The following is an 11,832-nucleotide window of genomic DNA, read 5'->3' on the forward strand; positions in this document are numbered from 1 at the left end:
GTGTATTAAAAAAAGCGATTATCGAGATAAAACTGTAATCGTCCGACACCTAAATATAAACCTAATGGTTTTTCACCTGCTGGAAAAGCCGTGATCCCAAAAAGATAAACACCATCATTATCGGGATTGTGTGTCGGCACTATACCTATTGTAACGGTTTGTCCTGGTGGAACTGGGGGATCGAAAATCACAGTTACTAAATTTTGCTCTTGATCAAAGGTGGCACTTTTAATCGCTATTGCTTCCCCTTTTCGGCGAGGTGTTCCTGTAAAAGCAACGGTTTCATTAATGCGATATCTAATATTATCAAAACCTTGTCGTTGTTGAATCGTGACTTGTTGTAAAGGTTCACCGATATTAGAAGGTAAATCAATGGTTACATAATACTTTGCAATCCATACTCTAGCACTACTTTGAGTGGTGATCATATCTACCAAACGAGGGGCTTTTTCAAAACTACTTCGACCATCGGGAAATTGAACGGCAGCAGCAGGAATAGCTAGTAAACTTAAAATGCTAGTGAGTATAAACGCTTGTTTAAACATCGCTTTAGTCCAAGACTTTTATAGTCCACAATCTAACTTATGCTGTTAAAAACTGCTATCTTTTGCAACAAAGTCTAAAAAATGCGCCTCAGTAATGACGACGCATAGATTAGCTTATTTTTATACGATATTAGGCATAAGAAGCCGCTTTACGGGCTGCTGCTGCTTCATCAGGATGTATTCCCAAACGAGTCAGGTTTAAACGTCCTTTATTATCAATTTCGCGGACTTTTACCACAACTTCATCACCCACGGCTAATTCATCTTCGACTTTACCGACTCGTCCTTCGGCTAATTGGGAAATATGGATCATGCCTTCTTTTCCCGCCATAATCTCAACAAAAGCCCCAATTTGAATAATGCGAGTCACTCGACCTACATAAACCTCGCCTTCGTTGATGCGTCGAGTCATGTTGTAAATCAGTTTCTTGGCTTTATCAGCTTGATCGGCATCAATTGAAGCAATAGTAACGGTTCCATCATCATTAATATCGATTTTGGTTCCTGTTTGTTCTGTAATTCCTTTAATTGTTTTGCCACTGGGACCAATAACTAAACCGATCATTTCTGGATCGATCTTAATCGTGATCAGACGCGGTGCATAGGGCGATAGTTCGGTTCGAGGTTTTTCGATCGTACTGAGCATTTTTTCTAGAATATGAATGCGGGCGGGTAGGGCTTGATTAATGGCTTTAGCCACCGTATCCATCGATAACCCCGTGATTTTCATATCCATTTGCAGGGCGGTAATCCCTTCATCTGTCCCCGCGACTTTGAAATCCATATCGCCTAAAAAGTCTTCAATTCCTTGAATATCAGTCAAAATTCGGACTTCATCACCTTCTTTAATTAATCCCATTGCTGCACCGCTAACGGGTTTCAGGAGAGGTACACCTGCATCCATCAACGCCAAAGTAGAACCGCAGACAGAACCCATCGAGGTTGAACCATTAGAAGAAAGAACCTCAGAAACAACCCGCAAAACATAAGGAAACTGTTCTTGACTGGGTAATACAGGAACGATCGCACGTTCGGCTAATGCTCCATGTCCAATTTCTCGTCTTCCTGGTGAACGCATTGGACGGGTTTCACCGACGGAATAGGGCGGAAAGTTATAGTGATGTAAGTAGCGTTTTTCGTCTTCGGGATGGAGATCATCGCCTAAGTCTTGGGCATCCCCTGGGGTTCCCAAAGTGGCTAAGGAGAGAACCTGAGTCAACCCTCGGTTAAATAAACCGCTACCATGAACCCGTTTTGGTAATACTCCAACACGACAACTAATAGGACGAACTTGATCTAAAGCACGTCCATCAACTCGTACACCGTCATTGATGATCTGACTCCGCATCAGTTTTTTAGTCAGATCCTTGAATAATGTTGGTACAACTTTCGCGCTTTCGGTGGTGGCGACTTTGATGGGATCTTCTTCGGGAAGTTCTGCGATCGCTGCATTAACTAGAGTTTCTTTAACTTCGTCTAACGCTGCATCACGGGCGGGTTTATCGTAATCGTATTGTGAGAGAATCTTTTTGATTGATTCTGTGGCACGTTCACTAATAAACGCTTTTAATTCTTCATTTGCTTGGGGTTCTTCACTTTTTACTAATTCGATCCCCAACTCTTGCATTGCTTCGTATTGAGCCGTAATTAGATCTCGAACGGCTTCGTAACCAAAATCGATTGCTTCTATGATATCCTGTTCGGGTAGCTGATTGGCTCCTGCTTCGACCATGACAACCCCATCAGGACTACCGGCGACGACTAGATCTAGATCACCTTTGTTGATTTCATGATAAGTGGGATTAATGATAAAATCATCGCCAATTAAGCCAACACGTACCGCCGCCATTGGTCCAAAAAACGGAATTTTTGCTAAGATTGTGGCGATCGATGCTCCTGTCACTGCTAAAACATCGGGTGGTACTTCTTCATCCATTGATAGGGTGGTTGCTACGATTTGAATATCGTTTCGCAACCAATGGGGAAATAATGGACGTAGTGGGCGATCAATTAAACGACTAATCAAAATTGCCTTTTCTGGTGGGCGACCTTCCCGACGCAGAAAACCACCTGGAATACGACCGGCTGCGTACTGTCTTTCTTCATAATCTACGGTCAATGGTAAAAAATCAATCCCTTCACGACTTGGGGCTGATGTTGCGGTTACTAAAACTGCCGTATCTCCAGACTGAATTAGTACATTTCCTCCCGCTTGTGGGGCTAAGAGTCCTATCTTTAGCCGAATATCTCTTCCGTCAAAAGATATTGACTTATCAAATTCTTCCATTCAGATTATTATTCCTTTCTATCACTTTTCTCGTTCTGTGGCAATCCTAACATTTTTGGTGATAAATACGTCTATATTTTTTTAACTTTGTAATTTAATGAATATTTATACTTAGTTGGTTTTTAATCTAATCAGACTATAGCTATGATTTAATTGCAGAACAGAGTAAATATTTTTAAAACTTTATTTTATGAAATAAAGTCAAATTTGATATATAGTAGGGGTTTGGTCTCCAAAGCCTTTAAACTAACCTATCGAAGAGCGTACATTTCAAACTTCTTAATTTCTATGACCACTTACTGAGTATTTCTCAAATTAATTAAATACATCTATAGGGTTTGAAGACAAAACCCATACATTTTATCTGTACCTAAGAAAAATGCTATCTAATATGAGCAATATTTCTAGCTTAAATTTTCATTAGACTTCCTCTCTAACATCAATTTTTCCTGTTACCGCAGCAGATATTAAAGCAGTACGATATTCTTTTAAGTATTCGATGCTGGTTTGTGTTTTGTTGATAAGGTTGTCTATTTTTTGCGTTTGGATGTCGAGATATTCGGCTATTTTTTCTTGTTCTGCGAGAGGTGGAAGAACTGTTGGTAATTCGCCAAAACTTGTTTGATTGACATAAACTAAAGTTGTCGATGTCGCTACTAGCTCAAAATAGATTTTTGATGACGTTATAAAATATCTGAAAAACCAAATATCAATTTTTTGCTTGTTGGGTATGTAAGCTTGTAGTTGCTGATTAATAACAACAGGAATAAGATTAACAGAAGCTATACCAAAGTTACCAACGCAACTAGCAATAATACATTCTTTAGGCAAAACTTTAGAACCTGCTTGGAGTAATGCTGACTGGCTAACAAAATAACCAGAAAGTGATAGATTGATAGATGGTGATATAAGATTCTCCATTGTTATCCAGCGTACTCCATCAACCGTATTTAAATCGGGTTTGTTTCTTTGAGGAACAAATATAGAACTAATTAATTTAGCTTTACTAACAACCCAACTCTCAGGAATCATACCCAACCATTCAACCCCTGAATATTTCATGGGTACATCTGGGTTAAGTCCTTTCGTAACTGCATGACTAATAAGTGCTGTGCGTTTTTCTTGCAGAAGTTCGATTAAACGTTGTTTTTTATTGATTAGATTATCTATTTTCGTGGTTTCTTTGTCGAGAAATTGAGCGATTTTTTCTTGTTCGGAAAAGGGAGGAAGAGGAAATAAAGCATTAGTAATAGATGATTTTGATAGTCCAAAACGAGTCACCCCATTTGCTGCCACCCAAAATTGCTCTTTTAATCCAGATGCCGAAATAGCTCTAAAAAGATATTTACTGTATAATTTATTAGGATGAGGACGTATGTGAGCTAAATGATATCCACATAAAACATTATCTAAATCAGTTTCAACACAAGCAGGAATCGCTATATCATCCCAAGTTTCTGAATCTTTGGTTAATAAAACATCTCCTTTTTTTAATTCAAATCTTTTTTTCTGCTCTTTAGTAGCTGTTGCCTCCAGAAAATTTAATTTATTAGTTATATAATCGTTATAATAAACATCCACATAATTACAAAGTAAGACTTTTTCTTGATTAAGTTCGGTTTTTTTATCAACGTTACTTATATTTATTTCTGCCATTCGTTTTAATTTAAAAATATTCCAACCATCAGGAATCATCCCCAACCATTCAACACCAGAATTTTTATACTTAGGATATTGTTTCCATTGCTGAGAATCATTTCTCAAGTTCCCTCACTTAAGCCATCAATTCGACTCGACTCTTCTAAATGATAATGGGTTTGGAGACCAAACCCCTACATTTTATCTGTATTAATGAAATACATCTATAGGGTTTGAAGACCAAACCCCTACACTTTGTCAAAAGAGTCTATCAAATCGGATTTGGTATTACATATCAATTTAAAGCAAAATTTGTTCTAACTTTTATCTTCAATTATCCGTCCCTAATGCACCAGGAACACCGATTAAACTACGTTTGGGTGAACAGGTAATGATCATAATGAGTAAGGTGAGAATGTAGGGGGAGGCATTAAAGAGGTAATAATAAGAGTCTACACCAACGGCTTGTAAAGTTGGCCCGATCGCCTGCGCTCCCCCAAACAGTAACGACGCATAAAGACATTGAATGGGGTTCCAACGAGCAAAAATTACTAAAGCAACTGCCATTAAACCTTGTCCGCTAGAAATGCGCTCTGTCCAACTTCCTGGATAATATAGGGATAGATACGCGCCGCCAATTCCTGCTAAAAAACTTCCAGCAATAATACTAAGCATCCGTACTTTAAAGATGGATAAACCCATCGCTTTAGCTGCATCAGGGCTATCACCGACGGCACGAATAAACAAACCCCAACGAGTCGAACGGAAAAACCATTGCATCAAAGGTGCTAAAATAACGCCTACGACAAATAAGGGACAAACTTGTAAGGCACTTTTTAGCGCAGGAAGATTACTCCAATTGCCAAATTGCCAAGACGGTAAGGGAGGGGCGACGGGCTGAATAAAAGGTTTGCCAAAGAAAAAAGCGATACCACTACCAAAAATAATCATCGCAATACCAACAGCAACATCATTTACTCTTGGTTGTTGACATAGCCATCCATGAATTGCCCCTAAAACCATTCCCGATAGTCCCGCGACAATGACTCCTAACCAGGGTGAACCGGTAAGATAGGAAATTGCATAGGCACTCATCGCACCTGTTAAAAGTGTTCCTTCTAGCCCTAGGTTAATTTTGCCGCTTTTTTCTGTTAAACATTCTCCTAATGAGACGAATAAAAACGGCGCACTACCTCGTAAGGTTCCAGCTAGAATACCTAATGGAACACCCCACCATCCAATAGATTCGGCTGCCATGTGTGATTTCTCTCCTATACAGTAACGGTATTTGCTGGTTTTGGACGTTCGGTCTGTTCTTGGAAAATCGTAAATTTACCGTAAAGTGATTCACTATACAGCACGACTAGAAAAACAATGCCTTGAAAAACCAGAACAGTCGCATCGGGTAATTGATGGACTCGTTGTAAGATTCCACCACTGGCTAAAATCCCTCCTAGTAAAATAGAGACTAATGCGGCGGCTAAAGGGTTATGACGAGCGAAAAAGGCGACCAAAATTCCACCATAACCATAATTAGCATTGAGAGACTCATTAGCGCGACCGTGAACGGCGGCAACTTCTACCATTCCCGCTAAACCTGCACAGGAACCCGCTAGAAAACAAACCGCCATTGTGAGTTTACCAACGGGAATACCAGCTAAACGGGCGGCGCGAATATTTCCCCCGGCAGTTCTCGCAGCAAAACCAAAAGTAGTCCGTTGAATGAGAAAATAGGCGATCGCACAAGCAATCAACCCATAAATCAAGCCATAATGAACACGAGTCCCCGGAATCGTTCCTAACATATCAGCAGCATCTAAAGGATAGCTAGAGGGTTTATTGAGAGAACTTGGATCACGCATCGGCCCATTGACCAGTTGATTGAGAATGGCGATCGCAATATAATTCATCAGTAAGCTACTAATGGTTTCATTAACTGCCCGATAATGACGAAGTGCGCCGACTGCTCCTATCCATAAGCCCCCGGCAATCATTCCCCCTAAAGCCATTGCAATTTGTACGATCACAGAGGGTGCGGATGAAATGGCTAGACCCACAGAAACCGCCGCTAATCCCCCCAAAACGATCGCCCCTTCATTCCCGATAATCACGAGACCTAAACGGGCTGGTAGAGCCGTACACAAGGCACTGAGCATCAATGGACTCGCTCGTAATAGGGTGTTTTGCCAAGCACTCCCAGACCCAAAAGCGGCTTTATAAATCGAGGCATACACCGCCAAAGGATTCGCCCCAGCAAACCAGCAAAATAGGCCAAAGATAATTAGAGCAACCAGAATAGCAGCCAGAGGAATGACTATACTTTCTGATGTTTTGAGGAAATTTCGACGGTTACTTATCATAAAATATTCTATTTGTCAAGATATTTCATTGAAAATGACGTTTTTAGGTTAACTAATATTGCCAACAACACCCTCAACTAGCCAAGCCATTTTTTCTAGTTCTGGATCTTTTTGCGGGAAAGATTTACCAGAAGCGATGATCGTTGTTCCTTTGTTATTTTTGATTTCTCCGGTATAAATTACCATAGAGCCATCTGTAAGCTTGGCTTTAGCTGCATCGCCATCTTTTTTCGCAGCATCATTAACCGCAGGACCATAAGGAGAAAGTGCCAAGAATTTTTCTTTAAAACCACCGCGAACGACATGAGGAATTCCGCCATCCATCAAGGTTTTACCCGATTGAAACATTTCGACGTACTGAGTATAAATACTTGTCCAATCCCATTCAGCGCCTGTTAGATAGCCTTTGGGTGCTAAGGCTGCTTGATTAGCATGATAGCCTGTGGAGTAAATCCCTCGTTTTTCGGCTGTCTCGATAATTACTTTTGGGCTATCTACGTGACAGGTGAGTACATCAATTCCTTGATCTACCATACTATTAGCCGCTTCAGCTTCTTTGACTGGAACTGACCAATCACCTGTAAAAATCACTTGAGTGGTAATATCGGGTTTAATGCTTCGTGCGCCGAGAGTATAGCTGTTAATATTTCTTAAAACTTGGGGAATTGGTTTAGCCGCAATAAAACCTAACTTATTAGATTTTGACATATGAGCCGCGACGATTCCTGCAACATATTGCGCTTCATCGATATAACCGTAATAACTACCGATATTTTTCGGGGTTACGCCTTCTTGATAAAGTCCCCCTGCATGGAGGAATTGTACTTCGGGAAATTCTTGAGCCATTTTTAGGACGTGAGGGTCAAAATAGCCAAAAGAAGTCGGAAAAAGATATTTAGCCCCATCTTGTTCGATCATACTCCGCATAGCTTCTTGTACCTCGTTGGTTTCGGGTACATTTGCTTGCTCAACTACTTTCACACCTGGTAATTTGGCAATTCCCGCCGCCCCTTGTGCGTGTGCTTGATTATAACCAAAGTCATCTTTTGGCCCAACATAGAGAAATCCGACTACAATCTCACTAGGGCTTGCTGTTGGACTAGCATTAGTTTGATTAGTTTGAGAGGTTGTATTTTCAGCATTTTTACTGCATCCAGTTGTTAGTTTAGAAGTTACACCAAAGGCAGTTGCTCCGAGTATGCCTCGAATAATTTGACGACGCGATAGATTAAATGTTTTTCTGTATCTCATTTTTTCTGTTTTTTTCCTTTTAAAAACGATGTTGATGGATGAATAAATTAATTATTTTTATCCTGTTTTCCATCCCTCGAATGCTTGAATAATATCAGTAGAATGAGCCGTCCAACCCACGATACCACCTTGAGCGCGTACCATTTCTAGTGTGGCTTGTTTAAATTGTGGGAAATAACTTTCTGTTCCATCTTCAACTAATAAACATTCATAACCGCGATCATTTGCTTCTCTCATGGTTGTTTGCACACAAACTTCTGTGGTTACTCCAGTAATAATTAGATGAGTAATTTGTTTTTCTTGTAATTGTTCCTGTAAGCTTGTTGCATAAAACGCCCCTTTACCAGGCTTATTAATGACGATTTCTGTATCTTTCGGCTGTAATTCAGGAATAATATTATTACCCATTTCACCTAATATTAGAATTCGTCCCATCGTTCCCATATCGCCAATTTTCAGTGAGCCTTTACCCCGTTCTAATTTAGCGGGAGGACAATCGGATAAATCGGGTTTGTGACCTTCGATTGTATGAAAAACGGGTAATTGATTAGCGCGAAATACTTCTAATAACTTCTGAACGGTGGGAATAATCGATCGCAATAGGCTAACATCATTCCCTAATGCTTCGCCAAAACCGCCAGATTCTAGAAAATCTCGCTGCATATCAATAATTATTAAAGCTACTTTTCCATTACTCGGAAGTTCGTAATCGTAAGGTTGCGCTTGAATTGATCCCATCATCTCTAATGTCCTGCCATGCGCTGACCGATTGTTGTAAAATCAGCCTCATCTATGTTACTTTCATAGACAAATTGTCCATCACTGATGACGAAAATACGATCGCTTAATTTCAGTAATTCGTCTAAATCCTCACTCACGAGTAACACAGCAACCCCTCGGTTTCTCGCTTCAATAATGGCACTATGTATAAAATCCACTGCGGCAAAATCCAGACCAAAACAGGGATTTGCAGCAATCAAAAGATCAATTCTATCAGCCGATAATTCTCTTGCTAACACCGCCCTTTGTACATTTCCCCCAGAAAGATGACTTATTGGGGTATCGGGTGACGGCGTTTTTACTGAAAACTGTTTGATTAAACCGATGGCAGCTTGACGAATTGCTTGGAGAATGAGTAAAAATCCTTTAGATTGGGGGGGACGATCAAATGTTCTTAGTGCCATGTTTTCCGAGACACTCATATGAGGTACACAGGCATTGCGTAGGGGTTCTTCGGGTAAGGCAAATACATGATGTTTGGCGATTTCTTTACGGGTTGCTTGATAGACTTCACCATGTACGAGCATTTGTCCCCCTGTTGCTGGACGTTGCCCCGCTAAGACTTCGACCAATTCTCGTTGACCATTGCCACTAATTCCCGCAATTCCGACAATTTCGCCTTGATTAATTTTTAAATTGACTCCTTTAACCGCACTTAGACCGTTATCCTTGTTCGCTTGTAGTTCCTTAATTTCTAATACGGGTGTTGTTGCCGTTGAGGTTGTTTTATTGACGGGTTGCGGTTGACGTTTTTCGCCCATCATCATCTCAGCCATATCCGAAATGGTTAAATCTTTAACTAAACCATTTCCCGCAAACTTACCCTTTCTTAATACGGTAATTTCATCAACAAAAGCCATTACTTCTCGGAATTTATGGCTAATCATCAATACGCTTAATTTTCCGTCTGTTACTTGTTCGCGCAGTAGTCCTAATACTTCGTCAGCTTCTTGGGGAGTGAGTACCGATGTTGGCTCGTCTAAAATTAAAATGCTACTTTTTAAATATAGTTGCTTCAAGATTTCTAGTTTTTGTTTTTGTCCTGCCGCTAATTGAGCAATGGGAAGATTGAGGGGAACTTGAAAGGGCGAGGTTTTCATAAAGGCGGTTAATGCCTCATATTCTTTGTTCCAGTTGATCATATTAGTACTATCAAAACGGGAAAGTACTAAGTTTTCGGCAACGGTCATCGAGGGAACTGAGGTAAAGTGTTGATATACCATGCCAATTCCGTATTGATGAGCATCACGGGGACTATGAATCGTTTTTTCTTGTTGATCAATAAGAATTTGTCCTTCGGTGGCGGTGTAAAATCCCATAATACATTTGACTAGGGTACTTTTGCCCGCGCCATTTTCCCCTAGTAGTGCATGAAAACTACCGGGTTTTATTTTCATTGAAACATGATCCAAAGCGACTAAAGAACCGAATCGTTTGCTCATATTGACGACTTCGAGTTCGGAGGGTGTTTCTATTTGTACTGATGTGCGTATTGTTGCCGTGTCCATCGATTAATAGTGCATATTTAGGTTAATTTGTCAAGATTTGCGTTTAATGTCTAAAAAAATTTAATTTTGTGTTCTGTATACCAAGTAGTGACTCATAGCTTGACAAATTTATCGATCGCATTGAGTATCACAAATTACTTTTTTTGTTAAGTTTTTTGTGCATTTGTGTGTTTATCCCAAATTCGCCCTTACAGACGCTTCATAGTGCGTCCCGACAAATTCATGTAGGGGCTTAGTTTCCAAGCCCAGTCATATATAGGGTAGAAAGACCAATCTCGTACAATCAGAGCATAAGGGGATATTCATAACGGATTTAATATTACCTGTGTTTTTACGGTGTGATCTTGAACACAGGTTGCTGGTGATCTCGATCGCTGCGAATCAAGTAAATAAACGATTAGATGAAAGAAGATTGTTGAAGAATTACTTAATGCAGTAGAAAATTATTTATCTACCACAAAAAAAATAATTTGTCAATAGTTCCCTTTGGAGAATAATCATGACATTTACCGAACGTACAGGAACATCTAACCCCTTTAATGGCATCGATGTGGGGACTTGGAGTTCGCCCACCTTAGCTGACATTGACTCGGATGGGGATCTTGATGCCGTTGTTGGAGAAAGATACGGCACGCTCAAATACTATCAGAATACAGGGACAGCCCTAGCTCCAGTCTACACGGTGCAAATAGGAACATCTAACCCCTTTAATGGCATTGATGTGGGTTCTTTGAGCGAGCCCACCTTTGCTGACATTGACTCGGACGGGGATCTTGATGCGGTTGTTGGAGAAAGATACGGCACGCTCAAATACTATCAGAATACAGGGACGGCACTTGCTCCGGTCTACACGGTGCAAACAGGAACATCTAACCCCTTTAATACCATCTATGTGGGTTTGTTTAGTTCGCCCACCTTTGCTGATCTTGACTCGGACGGGGATCTTGATGCGGTTGTTGGAGAAAAATACGGCACGCTCAAATACTATAAGAATACAGGGACGGCACTTGCTCCAGTCTACACGGAGCAAACAGGGACATCTAACCCCTTTAATGGCATCGATGTGGGGTCTTATAGCAAGCCCACCTTTGCTGACATTGACTCGGACGGGGATCTTGATGCGGTTGTTGGAGCACTTGACGGCACGCTCAAATACTATAAGAATACAGGGACGGCACTTGCTCCAGTCTACACCTTGCAAACAGGAACATCTAACCCCTTTAATGGCATCGATGTGGGGTCTTATAGCAAGCCCACCTTTGCTGACATTGACTCGGACGGCGATCTTGATGCCGTTGTTGGAGAAGCTAACGGCATCCTGAAATACTTCGAGAACATTCCAACCCCAAAACCCGTAAACTTCACCCAACCTCCTACCAGTCCTTTTAAGTAACAATGCATAATTAATTGTATATTTGTGGTAAGCTTTTAGTGGCTCTAGTTGTTGCTAGTAGGTAAAAATT

General features: G+C 40.6%; 9 protein-coding genes. 1 reads left to right on the forward strand and 8 read right to left on the reverse strand.

Features of this window, described 5'->3' with window-relative positions; all coding sequences use genetic code 11:
- Positions 1 to 5 precede the first annotated feature (5 nt).
- From C7H19_RS22975 to C7H19_RS23010, 8 genes are all read right to left on the reverse strand, one after another.
- Positions 6 to 545, reverse strand: coding sequence for a DUF2808 domain-containing protein (locus C7H19_RS22975; RefSeq protein ID WP_106459244.1), 540 nt, complete (start codon positions 543 to 545; stop codon positions 6 to 8).
- Between the two features lie 130 nt (positions 546 to 675).
- Complete coding sequence (locus C7H19_RS22980; RefSeq protein WP_106459245.1) at positions 676 to 2,832, reverse strand: polyribonucleotide nucleotidyltransferase; 2,157 nt, start codon at positions 2,830 to 2,832, stop codon at positions 676 to 678.
- Between the two features lie 420 nt (positions 2,833 to 3,252).
- Positions 3,253 to 4,596 (reverse strand): restriction endonuclease subunit S, encoded by a 1,344-nt coding sequence (locus C7H19_RS22985; RefSeq protein ID WP_106459246.1) that lies wholly within the window; start codon positions 4,594 to 4,596, stop codon positions 3,253 to 3,255.
- Positions 4,597 to 4,800: 204 nt separating this feature from the next.
- Positions 4,801 to 5,727: an ABC transporter permease gene (locus C7H19_RS22990; RefSeq protein WP_106459247.1), complete on the reverse strand. Its 927-nt coding sequence runs from the start codon at positions 5,725 to 5,727 to the stop codon at positions 4,801 to 4,803.
- A 14-nt stretch (positions 5,728 to 5,741) separates the two neighbouring features.
- Positions 5,742 to 6,830 carry an ABC transporter permease gene (locus C7H19_RS22995; protein WP_106459248.1) on the reverse strand — a complete coding sequence of 363 codons (1,089 nt, stop codon included), beginning with the start codon at positions 6,828 to 6,830 and terminating at the stop codon, positions 5,742 to 5,744.
- A 48-nt stretch (positions 6,831 to 6,878) separates the two neighbouring features.
- Complete coding sequence (locus tag C7H19_RS23000; RefSeq protein ID WP_106459249.1) at positions 6,879 to 8,081, reverse strand: BMP family ABC transporter substrate-binding protein; 1,203 nt, start codon at positions 8,079 to 8,081, stop codon at positions 6,879 to 6,881.
- A 57-nt stretch (positions 8,082 to 8,138) separates the two neighbouring features.
- On the reverse strand, positions 8,139 to 8,822 hold the full coding sequence (locus C7H19_RS23005; protein WP_245927731.1) for a cysteine hydrolase family protein: 684 nt from the start codon (positions 8,820 to 8,822) through the stop codon (positions 8,139 to 8,141).
- A gap of 2 nt (positions 8,823 to 8,824) precedes the next feature.
- The gene (locus C7H19_RS23010; RefSeq protein ID WP_106459250.1) at positions 8,825 to 10,369 is read right to left on the reverse strand and encodes an ABC transporter ATP-binding protein; all 1,545 of its coding nucleotides are present in this window, start codon (positions 10,367 to 10,369) and stop codon (positions 8,825 to 8,827) included.
- Positions 10,370 to 10,868: 499 nt separating this feature from the next.
- Between C7H19_RS23010 and C7H19_RS23015 the strand changes: the two genes are divergently transcribed.
- Positions 10,869 to 11,762 (forward strand): FG-GAP repeat domain-containing protein, encoded by an 894-nt coding sequence (locus C7H19_RS23015; protein ID WP_106459251.1) that lies wholly within the window; start codon positions 10,869 to 10,871, stop codon positions 11,760 to 11,762.
- Positions 11,763 to 11,832: the final 70 nt, after the last annotated feature.

The sequence above is a fragment of the Aphanothece hegewaldii CCALA 016 genome, from assembly GCF_003007785.1.
GTDB classification, from domain to species: Bacteria; Cyanobacteriota; Cyanobacteriia; order Cyanobacteriales; family Microcystaceae; genus Chroococcus; species Chroococcus hegewaldii.

Excerpts from the sequence above, each read along its gene's own strand:
- C7H19_RS22975 (WP_106459244.1), bottom strand. The coding sequence starts at position 545 with ATGTTTAAACAAGCGTTTATACTCACTAGCATTTTAAGTTTACTAGCT.
- C7H19_RS22980 (WP_106459245.1), bottom strand. The coding sequence starts at position 2,832 with ATGGAAGAATTTGATAAGTCAATATCTTTTGACGGAAGAGATATTCGG.
- C7H19_RS22990 (WP_106459247.1), bottom strand. The coding sequence starts at position 5,727 with ATGGCAGCCGAATCTATTGGATGGTGGGGTGTTCCATTAGGTATTCTA.
- C7H19_RS22995 (WP_106459248.1), bottom strand. The coding sequence starts at position 6,830 with ATGATAAGTAACCGTCGAAATTTCCTCAAAACATCAGAAAGTATAGTC.
- C7H19_RS23000 (WP_106459249.1), bottom strand. The coding sequence starts at position 8,081 with ATGAGATACAGAAAAACATTTAATCTATCGCGTCGTCAAATTATTCGA.
- C7H19_RS23005 (WP_245927731.1), bottom strand. The coding sequence starts at position 8,822 with ATGATGGGATCAATTCAAGCGCAACCTTACGATTACGAACTTCCGAGT.
- C7H19_RS23010 (WP_106459250.1), bottom strand. The coding sequence starts at position 10,369 with ATGGACACGGCAACAATACGCACATCAGTACAAATAGAAACACCCTCC.
- C7H19_RS23015 (WP_106459251.1), top strand. The coding sequence starts at position 10,869 with ATGACATTTACCGAACGTACAGGAACATCTAACCCCTTTAATGGCATC.